The sequence below is a fragment of the candidate division WOR-3 bacterium genome, from assembly GCA_039801085.1.
In the GTDB taxonomy this organism is placed as follows: Bacteria; Hydrothermota; Tepidihabitantia; order Tepidihabitantales; family Tepidihabitantaceae; genus JAOABP01.
This window is the reverse complement of the sequence record JBDRTY010000001.1, coordinates 578,781-599,559: the sequence shown is the minus strand read 5'-3', so window position 1 is coordinate 599,559 and position 20,779 is coordinate 578,781. Positions and strand designations below refer to the sequence as shown.

Below are 20,779 nucleotides of genomic sequence, written 5' to 3'. Positions count from 1 at the left end.
CACTAAAACTGGTAGGAGAATGAAAACTTGTAGTTGGAGGTGGAGAAGTCGTAGATGAACTGATCAACCCCGATGTCAAACTGGAAGCGCTGAAACCGGATGCCGGCACCAAAGGTCCAGCCGAGTGATTTGAATGAGCCGAGCCCGCGCCGGGTCAGGAGGTCCTGGACGCTGTAGTGATAGGTCTGGCCATCCTTTTCAAAAACCAGTCCGCCGCGCTGGGCGGTAACATCTTCGAAATAGCCGAGCCGGAGAAAGGCGGCAACCACATCCAGATTCACCCCGGCTTCCAGCCCCAGACTCTTCCAGGCGTCGCGCCATTCAGCTGCAAACTGCTGACCGAAGCTCTTGGTGGAGTCGGAGAAGATTCCCACCATGAGTTTCGTGATTTCCGGGGTGATTGCCACCGAAAACATATCCCGCTTGAGCGGATAATAAGCCAGTCCGACCCGCAGCATCCGGGGCAGCGGATCCGATTCGCCGGAGGAGGTGTAGGAGATGTTGGGTCCGAGGTTTGCGAAAGACGCTCCGACATTGAGAAAATGAACCGGTTTGTAAAGCACCCCGGCATCAAATGCCCAGCTGATCCCGGTACCTCCTGCCTCAATCCCCAGTTCCGGCATCACCTTCCATACCCAGTCCGGCACCAGAAAGGAATAAATCAGTTTGGCAGAGATGCCCACGCCCAGATTGGGCAGTACCGGGAAGGCGTAACCGAGTGTCGGCGCAAGGTCAAAAGTCGTATACCTGCCCAGAAACTCACCCCGCTCGTTGATCACATCGGTCTCGCCGGTGGTGAGATAGATGAAATTGAAGCCCGCAGTACCCTTACCCGGAAAGTTGTGTGCCACTCCGGCATACTCATAGTACATTCCGGGCCAGAGGCCGGGCAGCCAGTTGCAGTGCATCAGGGTGGCATTAGTGCCGTTGAGAAATGCCATCCCGCCGGGGTTGTAATAAAGACCGGAGGCGTCATCGCTGATGGCGGTGAATGCACCGGCAAGAGATGTCGGACGGGCAGCGGGCCAGATGATGAGAAAGACCGCGCCCGGATTCTGGCTCGCTGATACCAGACTGAAGACAACCGGCACCAGCAGCCAGTAGACTCTGCGCTTCATTATCGGACCTCCTTTACTTATCCTGATATATAATATTAAGCAACCGTTAGCTCAGGTCAAGCATACCCCTGACACCGGTGTTACCGCTGCACCAGCAGTTTATCCCGGACCGCAACCCGCTGCACATCGGTTCCGTTCCGGAATTCGGCAGTCACGGTAAAAAGATAGATACCGTTTGCAACCGGCACCCCCTGCCCATCATTCCCATCCCAGAAAATCTGATTGTAGCCGAACCCGCACGGCAGAATCCCGAGGTCGCGGACCAGTCTGCCACTGAGTGTCCAGATCCGGACCCGCACCGCTGCCGGCTGGCTGAGGGTAAAGGTGAAGAATGCGGTGCGCCGGACCGGATTGGGATAGACCAGGACCGAATCCAGTTTCAGCACACCGGAGACCACCGGTCTGAGCCGCAACCCGATCCGGCTGGAGTTCAGGAGGTTGTCCGCAGCTGAAACAAAAATAGAATCCTGCGGACCCTCAAGGTGCAACTGCACCCGGCAACGGCAGCGGGAATAGGAGCTGTCGTCAAAGATCAGTCGGTCCGCAAGCGGTATTGTATTCCGGTAATCATTAACCATCAGCACCGGTTCCATACCGGGAATCGGTGCAAGCAGAATCCCGGAAGGGTCCTCAAGCACAATCTCCAGCAGTGCATCTGCCGGCACTAAATCATCATCTCTCAGCATCCTGCCCTGGTAACGGAATACAACGCTTGGCCCGGTGCTGTCTGACGCCGGGGTCAGGGCGGTTGTAAACTCAATTCTGTCCCTTAAAACACCCAGCGGACCGGAATCGGTAGCAAGGACCGCACTGAACCGGCAGGAACCGGACAGTGGTGCATAATATCCGTTACCGGTAAATATCGTGTCTGCGACAATTCCCCGCGGGAAAATACCTTCGCAGTAAAATCTGCCGTCCTTCAACCGGAAATTGCCCCGTGCCAGCTCCGCACCGGGCAGAGGATAAGTGGCACTTATGCCCAGCGGCGAATTGTAGGTCCGGTTCAGGACCGGACCGAACAGTCGCCATTCGGTGTTTGCCTTCTCCACTGCCAGCAGTGAGCGCACCCGGAACCTGCTGCCGGTTGCCAGCGTCTCAGGTTTGAGCACCGGCGGTTCCGGATTAAGGCGCGGAATCTGCAGTCTGACTGCCGGATCACCGAAGAGATGGTAGCTCCGGTCTGTAGGCCAGGCTTGAAAGAAGCAGAATCCGATACTGCGTGCGGTATCGCCCGCACTGAGCAGTGGTGCCAGCAGATTGCGGGCAAAGACCAGGTTATTTCCGGAAGGTGTGGCGGTTGAAGCGGCAACACAGGCAATCGCACCGCCGGACATCCGCACCAGCTCCTCAGCAATGCACTCCTGCCGGGTGTCATCAAACCTGCCCACTGAACAGCTGCCCATGAAGCAGAACGGCACCCGGTTGCCGTTGCTGATGTCCGAAAGCCGGGTCACAGTCAGGACCTCCTCGTGGGTCAGGGCAAATGCCGAGCCGTGACCGAAGAAAAACCAGACGAGTGCTCCGAGATTCAACTGCCGCATCAGCTCCTGATTGGCACCCGGCTTGCTTTTGGGACCGAGAAAAGGGAATTCAGTAAGATAAACCTTTACGAGATCAAACCGCTCTCCAGCCATCACCCCTATTCCCTCACACTGTTCGATGTGTCGAAAGCGAAGTTCGTCCGGCCGGTCCGGATAGCGCTGGTATTCATCGTCTGCCAGCAGGAGAAAACGCCTGTGCCAGTAGCCGGCGGGCTGATTCTCATACTCAATCACCTTCCGGACATATTCCCGCAGCTCGTATCCGGAGCGGACACACACCCGGCCTAAAATCAGATCCGGACTTGCACCTTCACCCTCCAGGTCCGCATACCAGGCATCAAGCGCCAGTGTCCGGCGGTCTCCGGATTCAGGATTGAACCCCTCGCCAATTTCATAAGCGGGCACACCCGGCGTCTGTGTCCTTCTCAGATTGTTCCGGTAATCATAGGTGGCATCGCCGACCAGCAGCACATATCCGGGACGCTTCTCCTGCAGAAACCGCTTGACCGCCCGGGGTTCACTGAGTCCGAAATTGAAGTCATCATAGATATCCTCGAGCACCACCACCTCAGCCCGTCCATTGCTGACTCCCGGTATCCTGCCATTCCGGTAACGGGCGAGCTCGCTCGCAGCGGGCAGAAACTCCCGCGGGGTGATAATGTAATAATCGGCCGGCGGTCCTGCCCAGAGCCTGCCGGGCCGCTTCAACTCGAGCCGTTTAACCCGGCGCAGCTGCTGCGGTGCGGCAATGGCGAAAAGGGTTGTTTTCCGAATCTGATAGCAGAATTGAGCGGTGTCACCATGAAACTCAAAATCGAGAATCGCCCGCGGATTGTCCGGGTCAGTAACATCCAGAATCAGCGGTCGCGCCGGGACATCAATGATCCGGAACCGGAATCTGCCGGTATCATCAACGTAAAAGCTGAGCGGTCCGGTTGCCAGCGAGAGCCGGCGCCGGTATCTGACCTGTAGATAATCAAGGTGCACCTTCTTTTCGCCATTTCCGCTCAGGCGCAGTTCCAGAATGTTCGTCCGGAAGTCAGCGGGCAGTAAAGAGTCAACGACAAAATCATACGGCGCCGGATAGGGCGACTGAGCAAACTGAAACCTCAAAACAGAACGGTTGTTGAACAGCACCTCAATGTCGTTCTGGGCGGTCTCGTTATACAGCCTGCCCCGGATGCGTTCAATCTGAACCGGATATTTCAGGTCCAGCCTGCAGGTAAACGATGTGCTGGTCCGGTCTGCCGGTTTGTTCAGTGTCGCCCAGATCCACAAAAGCCCGGCACGCGCCGGGCAGTCTGCATCAACCTCCTGATGCAGTACATCCCGTTCCTGCCAGCGGACCGTGGTACCCGCGGTATCAGGTCCGAAACCGCCGGGAATGCGCCGGCCTGAACCTGCACCCCAGGTAAGCCAGTATACATTTTCGCCGGTATAAAGATTGTGGACAGGGGTGGAACAGTCACTCATCCAGTAGTCGGAACCAAGCGCATAGAAAATCAGGGTGTCATTGGAATCAAACCGGCCGTCCTCAGTACCGGTAATCATCAGCGCGACCGGATTGAAGGTATCAGGATAATTCCCGGTCTGGAAATTACGGCGCACGGTCCACAATCCGATAGTTCTGGGGTCAAGTCCGCTTAACCCAACTCCGGCTTGTGCCAGTTCCTGGCCGGTGATCCGGTAAATACCGGTGGAATCGACCACCACCTTGAGCCAGAAAGGAAAGTGGTCAAAGGGGTTCTGCCCCTGTGAATCGAAATCAATCTTCCAGTTTTTCGCCACCTCGCCGTTTGCCAGCAGTTGCTCTATTGCCTCATCGAGCGGCTCGGACCGGGGATTGTTAACTGCGGGCTGCTCAAACTCCAGCTCCGCTTCAATCCGGTCAAACCAGACCAGTTTCCGGCGCCGGGCGTCATACTGAACCGGATTGAACCGCAATGTAACAAACCGGACCGAACGCAGGAACTGGGGCGAATCAATCGCAACCGGGCTGGCGGGGAAGATACCAGACCGCAGCCGGTCCTCTGGCTCCGGTTGCCTGTCTGTCTCAAAGGGAATGAAATCTACTGTTGGCGGCTCAGCATCCGGAATCGTCCCTCCCTCGTGCACCCGGAAATTCAACCGCACATGACCCTGCTGAGCAATACCCAGCCGGATAACCCGTGCCGGCAGATCATACTCTCCAAATACTGCAACCGGTTCCGCATCCTCAAATTCAATCTGCGTCCTCCCGCCGATTGATGTAACCTTCATCTTTCCGGGATAATAACTGACCACCACCCCTCTGCTGTCCGAACGAATTATTTCCACTCTGCCGAAGACGAGCCCGACAGAAAATAATAACAGCAGGAAAACCCGCAATCCCATGATGCTGTTAGATTACCGCATCGGACAGTTCAGTCAAGAATACTTACCGCCGCTCGTAACTGAGGACCCGGAGTGACACCGGCAGCGGCGGAACCGAGAACAGCATCTGGAGGGCACGAACCACATCAGCGCCACCAGAATCGCAAAACTGCAGTCTGATGGCACCGGCATCAAGCGGTTCCGCAAGCTCAGTAATACCGAGCACCCGCTGATCCGTCAGCAGAACATATGATGAGCTGTCCTGAAAGGCAAATCGGCCGGTAACTGTCAGTTTGGGCTGCAGGGGAATTGAAGTGTCGATTTCTGCCCGCAGCTGGGTGTTATCACCCAGTCGCTCTGAAAGTTCCACCCGGCGCGCCGCATCAATGCCAGCCTGAACCACTCTCTCGCCGGTGCTTTCCCCCGGCTTCACCCATCTTCCCCGCCACAACTCCACCTGTCCCCGGCTGATCAGCAGTTCGACCGCTGTCCGTGAAAGAACCTGATCCAGAACAAGCTCAAGATTCCCCTTTTTCCAGTTCTGCCGACAGTCAATTCCCAGCAGGCGGAGCCGATGCCCAATTCGGGCAGACGCCAGCCAGCGCTCGCTGCCCCTGAGGCGCCGCTCCGGTGCCAGTTCCAGCCGGAGAACCGGGACAAATGGAATTTCCACCTTGACCTTACGGTCAAACCCGGAAAACCTTGCCTCCCATTCCGCCCGGCGCTCCGGATCCCCGACATATACCCGCACCGGCAGTCCGGAATGAACATCAACCTCCAGTATCCCGGAGAGACTTCTCTGACGCAGCGGATCAATCAGACTCATCTTCGGCTGGAACTGAAACCGGTATCTGCCGGCAAATTCACCGCGATAACTGAGCTGAACATCTGCCAGCAGCTGCTCAAGCTGATCCAGAATCTTTGACTCCAGACCCCGGGGCTGAATCTGCCAGCCGGAATCGGTCCAGAGGAACTGAACATCGCCGTTTGCCCGCATCCGGATTTTGTTTTTTTGTTCCTCCCGGATCCAGAATCCATCCCAGGCTTCCCGGTCCGGGCTCTGCCAGACGCCACGCGAGTGAGCGCTCAGCAGCACCGGCACATCGGTATGATAAGCAACACTGAAGGCAAATGACTTCCTTCCGGCAAGCCGGCGGTAAACCCGGCTATCAATCTCCTCAGGCAGAACCCGTGTCTTTTTGACCATCGGAACACAGCCCGCCGAGATCAGCAGGAAAAATATCAGCAGCCCCCGGTAATTTCTCATGCGCTTCAGTATAATCTTGAGCTTAAAAATCGTAACCGAGTTCAAAAATCAGCTTCCAGTCCCGGTTATTCGTTACTGAAAGCGGTTTGGCATAATCAAGCTTGATGTTGAAAAAGGTGAAGGGAATCCGGATTCCCGCCCCGAGACCCAGCTTCAAATCCTCAAGCCTGCCTTCCTGCCAGATCCGCATGCCCTCCCGGAATATCAGTCCGCCATCAAGAAACATTACCCCTCTGATGCCCTTGATGTCAACCGGCAGCGGAAATGCCAGTTTCAGCCGGTCAATGAACGGGTAACGGAGCTCCAGGTTGAAAAGACCGATTCCGGGTCCCTCATCCGCATAAAACTCACCCCAGTTGTATCCCCGGACATTTTCGCCCCCAAGGTAATACCCCGATACCTCTCCCAGGTTTACCGCACCGAGCAGTCTGCTGGCGAAAACAAACCTTCTGCCCAGCCGCAGATAGTTTCTCAGATCACCATAAATCATCTCGAACTGGTCGCTGGAAAGAAAGGAGGAACCGGCTTCAAGCCGCACCCTTGTGCCGCGCACCGGTCCAAGGTAATCAGGCCAGAAGGTATTGTCAAACACCCAGGCACCACTGGCATAGAAAAGATTCCTGCCCAAGCGCCCAGCCGGATACCAGCCACCCTCCCATAACCAGACAGTATAGTCGCGATACATCCCGGTCATTCCCAGCTCCAGACGGGTAAACTTGTCAAAAGGATAGCTGGCGATCACCTGCCCACCCCGGTCAACCTGCTGGACCAGCGCTGACTGGGGAACATAATAGGGAATGTCAAACAGCTGAAAAACCGCAAACCCGTAGTCAATCCGGTAAGGCAGCAGCCAGTACCACAGAACCGCATTGGAGTTAAGGATATCACCGTAGAGATCGGTGTAGAGACCGAAGCGATGGTTGCCCATGATGTCGCTGAATTCCAGATAAACCGTGCCGGAAAATCCTTGAACACCGGAAGAATATGAGGCGGCACCAGCCACATAATCCAGCCCGAGACTGAAACCCACCGGTTTCACCTTGTCGAAATCCAGACCGCTCCGGCTGAATGTCACTGTATCGGTCCGGACTGCAGTAATCATCGTGTCAACCGGAATCTTTTCCAGCGGATCAAGGATGACAGCAACATCCCAGCCGGCATTGTTGAAATAGGCAAATGACAGTTTCCGGCTGCCGGCATCCAGACTTAAACAGGAAACATCACCCAGAAAATCGGTCTTCCGGACCACCCGCTTTTCCTTCAGCGAGTAAACGCAGATGCTCTGTGCTGAGGAATCCGCAGCAACCCAGAAGAGATAATCGCCCGAACCGGTCCAGATCGGATAGCCGTAGAACCCGCGACTGGCGGTCAGCTGCTCCAGTCCATCTGTTTCATCACGAAGCCAGACTCCGTACTGTCCCGGAACCCATTCATTTCCCGGTTCCGGCCGGTCAGAAACAAAGACAATGGAATCACCGGAAGGCGAGAATGCCGGGTCCTTGTCCTCGTAAATGTCATAAGTGAGCCGTTTTGTCTCCCGGGTTTGAACATCAATCACATAGATATCACTGAACCCGTTTTTCAGACCGACGAAAACAAGCCTTCTGCCATCCGGGGAAAATTTCGGAGTGTAAATGCCGTCCAGTTCCGGATAGAACCGGCGCTGCACTCTGCCGGTGGCTGCATCCACGAGGGCAATATTGTCCCGCCCCGCACTTCTGGTAACCACCGCCAGCATCCTTTCATCTGGCGACCAGGTAATCCCGGGTCTGAGCCGTGATAACCCCTCAAAACCACCGGAGCGCTCACCGCGCACCAGCCGTCTGATTACCTCCCCGTTAAGCGCCGACATCAGACAGATATCAACATACTCCGAACGGTCGGTTACAAAAGCGATCTTTATGCCTGATGGCGATATTGCCGGTGCGGTATTGTACACCGAGCCGTCCTTGGTATGATCAGTCAGCCTTTGAGCAATCCGGTCAAAATTTGCCAGTCTGGTTACCTGAGGCCAGTATTTTATTCGGAGACTCTGCTCCCACTCCGCACTGAATTTTGACTGGGACATCCCGAAGACCGCATTGAAGGTAGCATCCAGATTCCGCCGGGCAGCAAGTGTATTCATAAACTCATAAACCTTCTCTGTGCCGTAACGGTCAGCTATGTACTGAAACAGTGCCTCACCTTCACGATAGGCAAGATAGCCATAATTGTCATTCAGCTCCGTAAGCGAGAGCAGCCGGTTATTAATAACTAGATCCCGCATGAAAATTTCCGATTGAACATGGACCCAGCCGCTTACGAATTCAGCAAACCCTTCCATGACCCAGAGCGGCACCTGAAATTCCCCCACCGCCCCCAGCAGCGCTGCCAGGCGTGACCGGTAAAACATCTGAAACTCAAAAATATGCACGAGTTCATGACCGATTACATGATAAAGCTCCTGATACGAACCGTTAAACGGCACAACGATCCGGTTCTTAATCAGCTCGGAAAACCCGCCCACCCCCTCTTCAAGGAGGTCCGTAATTACATTTGTCTCCGAAAAATGGCTGGGCGAAAGGTACACAATCAGCGGCACCTTTGACTCCAGCTGCCGGTTCAGCGCCCGGCTGACCTGCCGGTAATAACGCTCAGCAGCATCAGCAGCAAATTCCGCCACCGCCTCTCCGCCGGGATAAAATAGTATCTTGAAATGTTCGGTTTCAAAGGAACTGAACCGGTAATCACGGGTCTGGACTTTGTTCTTGCCAAAATAGTCATACTGAGCCGGAACGTGCGGGACAGCAAGAAAAATCAAAAAAATTAAAGGTGCAACCATAAAGGCAGATCTTCTTGGGAGTACCCGGCCGGGTATTATTGACATCACAGTTTAGACACCGAAAGCCGGCATATCCTGCTATTTTCTGCGGTCGGTGAATAGAAACAGCCGGTCGGCTGCCTTGTAACCGTAAGCCATATCCGGTGAGGTATACCCGTAGCCAATTCCGCCCCGGGCATCAATCGCAATCGCGCCACAGAGCACCTTCTTTCTCTTGGCTTCAGCAAGTGCCAGCGTCACTGCGGTCTGTGCCGGCAGAGTCTTCATCCGTTCCCCGATGTCACGTGCCAGGAGCATTCTCAGTATCTCTTCTCCGTGCCCGGTACAGGAAACACCGCCTGCCGGTGAGGCAAATACACCTGCCCCGGGAATACCGGAATCCCCAACTCTGCCGGTCATCCTCCCTGCAATTCCGCCGCTGGAAGTGGCAGCAACAATATTACCATTGTGGTCGATCGCCACCGCTCCAACTGTGCCTGACTTTTGCTCAGTAATTCCGAGTCGCTGATTAAGCCGGGGGAAAAATTTGGAACCATTCTGGCGCAGCTCTGCCAAGCGCCGCTTTGCCCTTTCCGTCACCGGGTTGTAATCTTCAAATCCCATACTCCGGGCAAACCGGATCGCACCATCGCCGGCAAGAATCAGATGGTCGGTTTCGGTCATTACCTTCTCAGCGACCAGAACCGGATTTTTAACATTCCGGATGCAGATCACACCACCGAACCTGCCGTGCTGCGTCATTATTCCCGCATCCATCTCAACGACTTCATCAATTGTCAGACTGGAACCGGTTCCCGCATTGAAAATCGGATTGTCCTCAAGCATTGCCACCGCTCTCAGCACCGCCTCCAGTGCCGGTGCCCCCTGACGCAGTAGCCGGTATCCCTCTTCAATTGCTTCGCTCAGACCGCGGGCATAATCTTCTTTTTCTACAATCGTTCCTGCGCCACCGTGACAGATAATCGCTACAGTCCGATTATCCATTACCCCTCCCTATCTCTGACACTCCGGACAGTAGTAACTGCTCCGGTTGCTGATCTTGATCCGCCGGATCTCGGTCCCGCAGACTGAACAGACTTCCCCTTCGCGACCGAATACCTGCAGTAACTCGCCAAACCTTCCCCGGCTGCCATCTGGAAGCAGATAACGATCATCCGACATTGTTGTCCCCAGATACCGGATACCTGCCCGGATCACCTTCCGCAGCGCTTGGGCCAGTCTTACCACCTCCTGCCGGCTGAGACTGTTTGCCGGACGCATCGGCGAAATTCCTGCCCGAAACAGCGCCTCATCCGAATAAATGTTTCCGACGCCTGCGCACACCCGCTGATCCATGATAACGCTTTTGATCTTGGTTCTCCGCCCGGCAAGATGACGCTGCAGATAATCGGCACTAAATTCCCCGGAGATCGGTTCCTTGCCAAGCCGGCTCAGCCCCTTGAGCACAAAACCTAGTTCGTCGGGCGCAACCAAGTAGACCCGGCCCAGAACCCTGGGCTCAATAAAAACCAGCGACCGGCCATCGCTTAACCTGAACCGTATCCGCTCAAACCGTTGCGGGACACTATTACCGAGCACCCGCAGGTGGCCGCTCAGCCGCAGATGAATCACCAGCAGTCTTTCATCCGACAGATAAAAAACAAGATATTTGCCCCGCCGACTGACGCCGGTAATTCGCCTGCCGAGGACACCAATCCGGAACTTGGGGACTGTTGGATAACCGACGATATCCGGGCGGCGTATCACCACACCGACAATTTCTCTGCCTTCGAGCTCCGGCGCAAGCCGGCGCCGGACCGTTTCCACTTCAGGCAGTTCCGGCATCTGCTGACTGTCCTAATCAGGCGACATGACTATCGCAGCCGGCGCAGAATCTCTTCGGTAGTAGCAGCCGGTTTCAACACTTCAATTGCCTTTTTCACTTCCGGGTCCCGGCGCAGTCGCATCTGATACTCGCCGTGCATACCGTCGATCTTCCCGCCCATTTCAATCTCGATCATCTGGGCGATCACCTGCCTTGAGGAGTCAAAAGCCGCTTCGGAAAATTCAAAATTCTTCTTTTTGCGCAGATACTGTTTGAACTCCTCAAGAATGCGCTCATCGGCAACGAAATCCATGGTCAGATCCGGATGGGAATTCGCATATTCGGTCGCGAAGTCAAAGTAGGAACCGGTAGGCACCCGGGCTGCCAGCCCGGCAATCTTCTCAGGCGGAACATAAATATCCGGGGCGATTCCCCCCTCACCATATAGCGGCCGCTTCAGTCTACCCAGTGTCCGGTAACTTCTGGGCGCACCCTGGGATTCAACCTTAATCACTACCCCACTGGTCTCCTGCTGACGGTTGATGCACCTGCCACTTGGCGTATACCAGTAGGCAGTAGTAATCTTCATTCCGGTCTCCGGTCCCAGAGGATGAATTGTCTGCACCGATCCCTTACCGAAAGTGGTATCGCCGATAATCACCGCCCGCTCCCAGTCCTGAAGCGCGCCTGCGACGATCTCGGCGGCTGACGCACTACCGCGGTTCACCAGCACTGCCATTGGATATTCTCCATACCGGTCTTCGGTTTCAGCAACAAAATCCTGATTTGCCTGAGGCACCCGCCCCTTGGTCCGGACGATCAGCTTCCCCGGACCGAGAAAGAGATCTGCGACCTCCTTACCCTCCTGCAGCAGTCCGCCGCCGTTATACCGCAAGTCAAATATCAGCTTCTTTGCACCCAGTCCGAAGAGTGAATCCAGTGCCCGGCGCACCTCGCCCGAGGCAACCCGCGACATATCCGCCAGCCGGATGTAACCGATACCTTCCGCAATCATCCCTGAATAGGGCACCGCTTTGATGTTGATAATCGCCCGGGTCAGCTCAAACTCAATCGGTGCCTCCACCCCGGGCCGGCTGACCTTGAATTTGACCTTCGTTCCCGGCTGACCCCGCAGCAACTTGACCGCATCCTCGGTGGTAAATCCTTTTGTGGATTTCCCTTCAATCTCTACAATCCGGTCACCAGCCCGCACCCCGGCTCTTGCAGCCGGTGTTCCCTCAATCGGTGCAATTACCGTCAGCTGCTGCTCAACCATGCCAATGTGAATACCGATTCCCCCAAACTGCGCCTCAGTCTTGATCTTCAGCTCCTTGAAGTCGGATTCGTCCAGATATTCAGAATACGGATCAAGGGCATTCAGCATCCCCCGGATCGCTTCCCGCACCAGTTTATCACTGTCAACCGGCTCAACATAGGTGTTCAGAATAATCCCCACTACCCGCGAAAACGCCTGCAGACTTTCCGCCAGTGATGCCCCCCGCTGCGCCCAGAGCCTGCCCACCAGACCCCCGACAACAGCAGCGGCAATGACAATCACGACAATTGCTGCCCGTTTTCTCATGTTCTTACAACTCCCTTTCTGATTAAAAAATCCTCAACCAGCTCGCGGATTCTCAACGCCACCTGATCCTCCGGCTGGTCGCCATTTACCAGCTTGCACCGGCCCGCCGCCCGGCGCGCCAGTTTCAGATAGCCAGTCCGCACCCGCTCATGAAACTCCAACAGCTCCTGCTCCAGCCGGTCCGGACTGCCATCCGCCTTGCGCTGCTGTCCGACCGCCACCGGCAGATCGATCACAATCGTCAAATCGGGCTTGAGCCCGGCGGTTGCCAGCTTGTTCAGCCGTGAAACCAGTTTCTCACCCAGCTCCCGCCCATAACCCTGATAAGCAACTGAGGAATCAGCATAGCGGTCCAGCACCACAATACTGCCGCTTTGCAGTGCCGGCAGAATCTTCTCCCGGGTGTGCTGATTCCGGCTGGCGAGATAGAGAAAAAGCTCAGTCAGACGGTGCATTCCCTTTGACTCCGGGTCAAGCAGGATCTCCCGGATCCGCTCGCCGATCTGCGTCCCCCCGGGCTCCCGGGAAAAAACCACCGGAAATTCACGCCCCTTCAGATATTCCACCAGTCTCAGCGCCTGCGTGGTCTTACCTGAACCCTCAACACCCTCAAAGGTAATCAGCAACCCCCGCACCTCATACCTGCCTGCTCAGAAACAGCCTCTTTTCTGCCAGGGATCAGTCAGATTTGCCCGCCTTCTTCCCGTAGCGCCGGATAAATGCTTCGGTTTTCTCCCGGCAGACATCATCCGGAAACTGAACCGGCGGCGTCTTCATAAAATAACTTGAAGGCTCAATGATACTTCCGGACAGACCGTTATCCATCGCCAGCTTGGCACACCGGATGGCATCAATTACCACACCCGCAGAATTGGGCGAATCCCAGACCTCAAGTTTTAATTCGATATTCAGCGGCACATTGCCAAAGGTCTGACCCTCCATTCGCAGGTAACACCACTTCCGGTCCTCAAGCCAGGGGACATAATCTGACGGTCCCACATGGATATTTTCGGCGCCGATGTCGTACTTAAGAAGCGAAGTTACCGCGCCGGTCTTGGATATTTTCTTGGAATGCAGCCGCTCCCGCTCCAGCATGTTAAGGAAGTCGGTATTACCGCCGACATTCAGCTGCATCGTCTTCAGCAGCTTCACACCCCGGTCATTGAAGAGCGAAACCAGCGTCCGGTGGACGATTGTTGCTCCTACCTGCGACTTGATATCATCACCGATCACCGGCAGCCCGGCCGCCTTGAAACGGCGGTGCCAGTACTTCTGCGATGCGATGAAAACCGGAATACAGTTGACAAAGGCACAGCCCGCCTTCAGCACCTGTTCCACATACCACTTGGTCGCCTCCTCACTGCCCACCGGTAGATAGTTTACCACCACATCCACCCTGTTTTCCTTGAGCTCCTTGACGATGTCGGCGGTCGGACCTGGTGCCTTCTCAATAATCTGGGACAGATAATAACCCAGGCCATCATGAGTCATCCCTCTTATCACCTTCACCCCGGTTTTGGGGACATCGGTAAACTTGTAGGTATTATTGGGATAGGTGAAAATCGCCTGGGCGAGGTCCTTGCCCACTTTCCGCTTGTCAATATCAATTGCCACCGCAAATTCGATGTCCCGGATATGATACCCGCCCAGATTCACATGCATGATCCCCGGAATCATCTCATCTTCCCGGGCATTCCGGTAATAATGGACACCCTGCACCAGACTGCTGGCACAGTTGCCAACACCGATAATACCAACTCTGACCTTAGCCATTCATCCTCCTGTGATTATTCATCAGAATAAAAAAATAGACATTTTTCTCAGATTGTCAAACAGTCCAGACCCCGCCCAGAAACGGGTTGATGAGGAGCGCCCGGCCAAAAGTGCCACAAGGACCGTGTCCCGGATAGAGCATCATCTCCTGACGCAGAATCCGCTGGAGCCGGGCAAGTGATTCCCGCATTGCCCGTTCCGAACCGCCCGGAAAATCCACTCTGCCCACCGAGTCTAAGAAGAGAGTATCGCCGGTAAATGCATAGTTATCACCGATAAGACAGATGCTCCCGGGTGTATGACCGGGTGTATGCACTACCTGGAGCCGCTCATTTCCGATCTCAATCTCGTCGCCTTCCCGGAGCAGCCTTGACGGCGCCGGTGAACTCACAACCATGCCCATCAGCGTTGAAAGGTTCATATCCGGAACCGTGAGCATCGACGCATCCAGCTCGTGAACCAGGATTTCCGCCGGATACCCAGCAGTTACTTCGCCATTTGCAGCAATATGATCAATATGGCCATGGGTGTTGATCACAAACTTCAGCGTTCCTTCCATCTCTTCCACCCGACGCACGATCTCCGCACCGTCACCGCCGGGATCAATCACCGCCAGCTCGTTTCCGGATTTCAGTATGTAACAGTTGGTCTGAAGCGGCCCGACCTCCAGCTGTTCAATGACCGGTGCTGTCTTCTGTTCCATCATCTTCCCCGGCAAACTTTATTCCGGGATTTGAGCAGTCGGGCATTGAACCCCCGGCCCTCAATCTGCCATCCTTCCAGCTCGAGCAGCCGCCGCTTCAATCCCGTGCCACCGGTAAACCCTCCCAGCCGGCCATCCGCTCCCACCACGCGGTGACAGGGAAAGAAAATGGCAAACCGGTTGTGTGCCATCACCTGACCCACTGCCCGGGCGGCACCTCGATAACCTGCGGCCTGTGCCAATGCCCCATAGGTTATCACCTCCCCAAACCGGATTCGGGCGCAGACCGCCAGTATCCTGCGGGCAAACCGGCTCAGACCTGAAAGGTCAAACTTCAAATCCAGCCCATTCAAACCGTAATGCCACACCCGATGCAGGAGTTTTGTCATCCACGGGTCAGACCGTCCTTGCACCGGTTCCTCCAGCACAACCTGCCTGACAAGCTTGCCGTCATGCCGGACCCGAACCCAGCCGAAATCCAGCAGTGCTTCAGTCCAACCGGCACCATCCAGTGTAACCGTTGTATCACTCATTGTATTAATTCGACGCTTCAATCTGTTTAATAATAAGCGAAAGCACCCCAAAGTCAAGGACACCTAACACCCGCATATAGCCCGGAAAGCCCCAACCCCAATGGCTGATTTTCCGCAACCCACTGACTCAATCAGGTTACCGAACATCACCGGGGTCACCGGCAACACTACACTCACCCCGGCCACCTGAATAACATCAGGGTAAACCCCGGGCAGACCTCAAAAACACTCTTTGCATCATAACCCATTCATAGGCTTGAAGATAACTGAACAATTTCAAGATAAATCTGCACATGTTTGCGCACACATACCTACCATTCGTGAACCGCCCGTCTCTACGGCACTGATAAATAATCAGACTGGGGGAATGTCGGAAATCAAAGTAAAATTTTATTTGACATACCGGGATTTGGTGTTATAATAGTTAAGTCGGCTGATTACGGGTTGTCAACCGATACAATAAAAAAGTAGATGTAACCCGGGAAAAGAAGCTTGGAACCGTTCCGGGTGCTGGTGTCCGGCATTGGCACCTGAGACTTAAACTGGTCCGTGCGAACCCACCTGTTGAACGATTCTTGAGCAAAACAAAAAGGAGTAAAGATATGACAAGGCGCTTGTTCGTGGGCAATCTGCCCTTCAGCGCAACCGAATCCCAGCTGCGTGACCTTTTTGGTCAGCATGGCGAGGTGGTCTCGGTAAACATCGTAACCGACCGTTTTACCAATCGTCCCCGTGGGTTCGCCTTCGTGGAGATGGCTACGGATGAAGCCGCTCAGGCGGCAATTCAGGGTCTGAACGGCTACAGCCTGGATGACCGGGCATTGAATGTCAACGAAGCCCGGGAAAGAACCGAGAGTCGTGGCAGCTTCGGTGCCAACCGCCCCTCCCGCGGGCCACGCAAAGGTGGACGCAACAGTGGCGGTTTCTCTTCGGGTCGACGCTGGTAAAGGAGTAAAATCCTGACGCAAGCGGGCTCCTCGTGAGCCCGCTTGACTTTTATCCGGAGTTTTTATACTTGGGTTATGCCACCTGAAATTGAAAACGAAACCCGCGTGAAAACCGTTCTTAATCAGGCGCTCCGTTATGCCCGGCAGCGCGTCGATTATGCTGACATTCTGTATGAAAAAATCCTGCGCATTGAACTGCAGCAACTGCCTGATCGCCTGCTGCAGAAACCGTTCAATGCCAAAGCCCGGGTCCAGCTCCGTCTGCTCCATCAGGGAAAAAAGGTTGAAATCAAGGTCGGCACGCTCAGCCCCGAATCACTCAAATCGGCGATTGACAGCGGCGTTAACCTGCTCAATATCACCCCTCCGCCACCTCATCCGATCCGGCTCGCCCCAATTCTCAATCCCGGCCGGGTACGCTATGGCACCGCTGCGCCACGTCTTTTCCCTGCTACCCGGATATTCAACACCCTGATCGCCGGTATCAACCGCATTGCCCGCCAGCTTGAACAGAAAAACCCGGGAATGGAAATCAAACCTGAATTCTGGTTTTTCACTCAGCGGGAGGAGAAGGCGATCGCTGACACTGAAGGGGTGTTCAAGACGCAGGTGATGCCCCGGACCTTTCTCCAGCTTGTCACCCGGGTCAAAGGACCGGACGGCACGCTGACCCAGACTCGGGCTCGCCTTGGCAATCCTCTGCCCTTCTCATTTCTCCTCGCCCGCAGCTCAAAGGGCTACCGGTTGACTCCAGCGGCAATCCGTCACATCCGGAGCTGGATGGAAAAAACCGTCGCCCTTCAGCATGCGGTAACACTGAGTGCTGAGGAAATTCAGTCGCTCACCCATTTCATCCTCCATTACACCACGATCGGCGTGTTCGTTCATGAGGCGCTAGGACATAACTTTGAGGCTGATATCGTCAAGGCAGGTACTTCGGGTATCATTGATGAAAAGGGTGTACCCCGGGGCGTAGTTGCCGCTGAGATTGTCAATATTATGGACGGACCGCTGCCCGATAAGCCGGAAGAAGGTTTTGGTACCGAATTCATTGATGATGAAGGAGTGGAGGTTCAGACCAAACTGCTGGCTGAACGGGGTGTGGTCCGGGGAATGATTCACAATCGTGAGACCGCCGCCTATTTCAACACCACACCCAATGGTGGCGGATTCAGCGAACTGGGCGATATACGGATACCCCGCATGTCCAACACCTTTATTCAGCCGGCAACGAAGGAAAACTGGTTCCGCCGGCTTGACCAGTTGATTGCCGATGTGCCGAAAGGCATTATTCTTGAAGGCACAGCAGGAGGTGCTGTTTCCAAAGACGGCATGTCCTCATCAGTGCTCATCGGTTATCTGATCGAAAATGGCAGAATTACCAGAACGGTTAAGCCGGCGAATTTCGCTGCCCGCACCCTCCATGCCCTGCGTTATGTTGAAGGATTTGCCGGTCCGGTGAAAATCTCCGATGTTGGGTTCTGCGGCAAGGGCCAGACCAAGTTTGTCGGCGACGGCGGACCGGAGTGGACGAAAATCCGCAACAATGAGTTCATCAACCTTTCAATTCAGGGGTGAAACATGCTGGAACAGCTTATTCTGCAGCTACGGAAAGTTGCCCGGCGTACCGGCCTAGATGATTTTGAACTCCTTCTTACGCTCAGCACATCAATCGACGTCCGGATTGAAAACCGTGAGATCACCATTCAGCTGAAAAGGGACATCTTCTCCGGTTCGCTGCGGATTCTCAAAAAGAGCCGGCTCGGCTTTATCCCCTTCACCGAACCCAGTCCGGCACTGCTGGAACTGGGGATCCGCAGCGCTCTCAGTCAGGCACAACCTGCACCGTTTAACTCTTTTGCAGTAAACGACGGTAAAACTCCATCCACAGTGGCATTCGACCCCGAAGTAGCAAAACTGTTGAATTCTCCTGCCCAAATTAAGGACATAGCGCGGGACATGATGCAGCGTGCCTGGGAGACCGGAAGAGTGGAGACACTGGAAGGCATGTTGCACCTCAGTCAGGAAACTCGGCTTTTTACAACTATGCACAGTTCCCGACCCGTTATTGCCGAACGCACCGCCCTCTCTGCCTTTGCGGAAGTTAACACCCGGGATTTTGACTTTGTCGCCGGCAGAAAACTGCCCGAACTGGTGCAGGTAACCCAACTGGCGGAATCGGTTGCCCGCAAACTGCCCGTAACCGAATCTGATCCCGAAACGGAAGGACTCAAAGGAAAAACGATACCAGCGATTCTGGACCCGGTATTCACCGAGGAAATGCTCCGGCGCCTAGTGGCAGAACATCTCTATGCCTCAACCGTTCAGGAGGGAATGTCCCGGTATCAGCTTGAGAACCAGATAATGTCGCCGCTCATTACCTTAAGCGATGATGCCACCATGCCCTTCGGTGAAAGCACCTTCCCGGTTGACGATGAAGGCACGCCTGCCCGCAGAAATCTGATTGTGAAAGACGGCATTCTGAAGCAGTTTCTCTACGACCGGACCGCTGCTGTCCGGGAAAACCGGGAGTCCACCGGTAACGGCCGGCACCGTCCGGTACTGATTGAGGAGGAACATGAGGCACCGGTCCGCTGCACAATCAATGACATCCTCATCGAACCGGGAACAACTCCGCTTTATGAGATGATCCGGCAGATTGAACACGGCCTCTTGATTAAAGTGCTACTCGGGTTTCACACCGCCAACCGCACCACCGGCGACTTTGCCAACACCCTCTACTTCGGTCGGATTATCCGGCACGGTGAACTCACCGATCTGCCCGCTGCCGGACGCTGGTCGGTGAGTGGCAATGCCCTTGATCTCATGCGCAAGATCAGACTGGCAAGCAAAGAAACGAAAGCAACCGGTTCTGCGGTGCTCCCCTGGCTTCTGACTGAACTTACTGTCGGCTAAATATTATTATACCGGGCGATTCTCAGAATACCCAGCAGCTCCCGGAACGCACCGAAGTAAAGCACCTGACTTGCCATCCAGGAACGATGCATTGCTGCCGCGAGCTCCGGCTTGCGCTCAAGAAAAAGCAGCATCATCGTCCGCATAGTCGCATGACCGAAGACAAAACCGCCGGCAATCCCCAGCGCCAGTCCGAAAAGGTAATCAAACCCGCCAAGACTGAACCCCAGCCCCTGATTGAGCAGAGTTGCAACGAGCAGTGCCAGCACCGTAAAAACTGCAAACAGAACTCCCAGAGCGAGCGGGGGTGTAATATTGAGCCGCTGGCTCACCGGCATAAAGAACCGGACCGCACCCACCAGCGCGAGAATGAGCATGACTGTTTCATAAAACACTTGAGAGAAATCGCGGGTGGCGCGCAGAAACTGAACCGCACCGGCTGAAGCTACTACTCCAATTGCAACGATATCAATCCAGTTGAACTTCATATCCTGATCCCTCCTCCGCTCTCGTCACAGATAATAATTTTGTCTGTACTGGAACGGGTTGTCAAATCAGTACTCTGACCCCTGACTTCCAACAGCTGGACAATTAGGTGGCAAAACCCAAACTCCATTAGCCTGTCCGTACAAGCAGGCTCATTCTGGCAGCGGCCGTCTGAAAAAAAGGACCGCCTTGGTGATGATACCGCTGTGGTCCGAACCGTTGACCGCCGCCACCAGCTCCCAGCCTTCCCGGCCCAGATCATTTACATATGCCTCCACCCCTTCCATCGTATCCCGTGCCTTTTTTTCGCCTGGAACCTGGACACCCCAGCGTGCCATCTTCAGCACCGGGCTCATGTGGATGTCAATCTGCAGAAACTTGTATTCCCATTTTGTCATTTTAACTCCTTTTGTCCTTCACGCTAATCCTACCTTCAAAAGTATCTCAGTCAAGATTCTACCCTGCTTGCCCTCGCTGCGACGAGGATTAAAATTAAATTTGATGGTACTCCTTTTTTATGAACTGCTGCAGGCTGACCCCCGGTACACTGTAGACGCCTATCTTCTGCTCGGCAACGGGCTGCACCATGTCTATCAGCAAACCGGCGGGAAAACGAACATCACCGTCCTGTAGCTGCTGAATGCCATCAGCACTATCGCCACTGAACGCTACGGACTGCTGGCAGAGACAGTGCTCGCCAGCTGGGGTATCATCACACCTGCCGACATCCTTCAACTGCTCACTCGACTCATTCACGCCGGACTGCTGCCGGTGGACACAGTTGACTTTAATGAGGAACTTCCCGCCGAGTTCAATTTTAACTCCATGCTGGACATCAGCAATCCTCTGCCCCGAAACTGGAGTAACGGGCTTATCCTTGACTCGTAACCGGATATCAGTAATATAATCAAAAATAAATTTTTAATTGGAGGATAT

At 54.8% G+C, this 20,779-nt stretch carries 18 protein-coding genes; 5 read left to right on the top strand and 13 right to left on the bottom strand.

Features of this window, described 5'->3' with window-relative positions; translation table 11 throughout:
• Nucleotides 1–2: 2 nt before the first annotated feature.
• The 11 genes from ABIK48_02840 to ABIK48_02790 all read right to left on the bottom strand — a co-directional run bounded on the left by ABIK48_02840 (nt 3) and on the right by ABIK48_02790 (nt 15,515).
• Nucleotides 3–1,118 carry a PorV/PorQ family protein gene (locus ABIK48_02840; protein ID MEO0021092.1) on the bottom strand — a complete coding sequence of 372 codons (1,116 nt, stop codon included), beginning with the start codon at nt 1,116–1,118 and terminating at the stop codon, nt 3–5.
• 80 nt (nt 1,119–1,198) lie between these two features.
• Nucleotides 1,199–5,032 (bottom strand): C25 family cysteine peptidase, encoded by a 3,834-nt coding sequence (locus ABIK48_02835; protein MEO0021091.1) that lies wholly within the window; start codon nt 5,030–5,032, stop codon nt 1,199–1,201.
• A gap of 43 nt (nt 5,033–5,075) precedes the next feature.
• Nucleotides 5,076–6,278: a hypothetical protein gene (locus tag ABIK48_02830; protein ID MEO0021090.1), complete on the bottom strand. Its 1,203-nt coding sequence runs from the start codon at nt 6,276–6,278 to the stop codon at nt 5,076–5,078.
• A gap of 22 nt (nt 6,279–6,300) precedes the next feature.
• Nucleotides 6,301–9,078: a BamA/TamA family outer membrane protein gene (locus tag ABIK48_02825; GenBank protein MEO0021089.1), complete on the bottom strand. Its 2,778-nt coding sequence runs from the start codon at nt 9,076–9,078 to the stop codon at nt 6,301–6,303.
• A 99-nt stretch (nt 9,079–9,177) separates the two neighbouring features.
• On the bottom strand, nt 9,178–10,083 hold the full coding sequence (locus tag ABIK48_02820; protein MEO0021088.1) for an isoaspartyl peptidase/L-asparaginase: 906 nt from the start codon (nt 10,081–10,083) through the stop codon (nt 9,178–9,180).
• A gap of 9 nt (nt 10,084–10,092) precedes the next feature.
• Nucleotides 10,093–10,923 carry a bifunctional DNA-formamidopyrimidine glycosylase/DNA-(apurinic or apyrimidinic site) lyase gene (mutM, locus tag ABIK48_02815; protein ID MEO0021087.1) on the bottom strand — a complete coding sequence of 277 codons (831 nt, stop codon included), beginning with the start codon at nt 10,921–10,923 and terminating at the stop codon, nt 10,093–10,095.
• 29 nt (nt 10,924–10,952) lie between these two features.
• A complete protein-coding gene (locus ABIK48_02810) occupies nt 10,953–12,485 on the bottom strand; it encodes a S41 family peptidase (GenBank protein ID MEO0021086.1) in 1,533 nt (510 codons plus the stop codon).
• Entirely contained in the window at nt 12,482–13,120 is a 639-nt protein-coding gene (gene tmk / locus ABIK48_02805) for a dTMP kinase (protein ID MEO0021085.1), read from the bottom strand. Before tmk ends, ABIK48_02810 begins: the two co-directional genes overlap by 4 nt.
• 43 nt (nt 13,121–13,163) lie before the next feature.
• Entirely contained in the window at nt 13,164–14,258 is a 1,095-nt protein-coding gene (locus tag ABIK48_02800) for an inositol-3-phosphate synthase (protein MEO0021084.1), read from the bottom strand.
• Between the two features lie 55 nt (nt 14,259–14,313).
• Entirely contained in the window at nt 14,314–14,961 is a 648-nt protein-coding gene (locus ABIK48_02795; GenBank protein MEO0021083.1) for an MBL fold metallo-hydrolase, read from the bottom strand.
• Complete coding sequence (locus ABIK48_02790; GenBank protein MEO0021082.1) at nt 14,961–15,515, bottom strand: MGMT family protein; 555 nt, start codon at nt 15,513–15,515, stop codon at nt 14,961–14,963. Before ABIK48_02790 ends, ABIK48_02795 begins: the two co-directional genes overlap by 1 nt.
• Nucleotides 15,516–16,096: 581 nt before the next feature.
• Here ABIK48_02790 and ABIK48_02785 point away from each other — a divergent pair.
• The 3 genes from ABIK48_02785 to ABIK48_02775 all read left to right on the top strand — a co-directional run bounded on the left by ABIK48_02785 (nt 16,097) and on the right by ABIK48_02775 (nt 19,357).
• The gene (locus ABIK48_02785; GenBank protein ID MEO0021081.1) at nt 16,097–16,441 is read left to right on the top strand and encodes an RNA-binding protein; all 345 of its coding nucleotides are present in this window, start codon (nt 16,097–16,099) and stop codon (nt 16,439–16,441) included.
• A 75-nt stretch (nt 16,442–16,516) separates the two neighbouring features.
• Complete coding sequence (locus tag ABIK48_02780; GenBank protein MEO0021080.1) at nt 16,517–18,019, top strand: TldD/PmbA family protein; 1,503 nt, start codon at nt 16,517–16,519, stop codon at nt 18,017–18,019.
• 3 nt (nt 18,020–18,022) lie between these two features.
• Complete coding sequence (locus ABIK48_02775) at nt 18,023–19,357, top strand: TldD/PmbA family protein (GenBank protein ID MEO0021079.1); 1,335 nt, start codon at nt 18,023–18,025, stop codon at nt 19,355–19,357.
• Here ABIK48_02775 and ABIK48_02770 read toward each other — a convergent pair.
• Both ABIK48_02770 and ABIK48_02765 read right to left on the bottom strand, forming a co-directional pair.
• Entirely contained in the window at nt 19,354–19,845 is a 492-nt protein-coding gene (locus ABIK48_02770; protein MEO0021078.1) for a hypothetical protein, read from the bottom strand. The genes ABIK48_02775 and ABIK48_02770 overlap by 4 nt on opposite strands.
• 150 nt (nt 19,846–19,995) lie before the next feature.
• Nucleotides 19,996–20,241 carry a DUF4177 domain-containing protein gene (locus ABIK48_02765; GenBank protein ID MEO0021077.1) on the bottom strand — a complete coding sequence of 82 codons (246 nt, stop codon included), beginning with the start codon at nt 20,239–20,241 and terminating at the stop codon, nt 19,996–19,998.
• 103 nt (nt 20,242–20,344) lie between these two features.
• On the opposite strand from ABIK48_02765, the gene ABIK48_02760 reads away from it, so the two are divergent.
• Both ABIK48_02760 and ABIK48_02755 read left to right on the top strand, forming a co-directional pair.
• The gene (locus tag ABIK48_02760) at nt 20,345–20,476 is read left to right on the top strand and encodes a hypothetical protein (protein MEO0021076.1); all 132 of its coding nucleotides are present in this window, start codon (nt 20,345–20,347) and stop codon (nt 20,474–20,476) included.
• Between the two features lie 57 nt (nt 20,477–20,533).
• The gene (locus tag ABIK48_02755) at nt 20,534–20,731 is read left to right on the top strand and encodes a hypothetical protein (GenBank protein ID MEO0021075.1); all 198 of its coding nucleotides are present in this window, start codon (nt 20,534–20,536) and stop codon (nt 20,729–20,731) included.
• Nucleotides 20,732–20,779 lie beyond the last annotated feature (48 nt).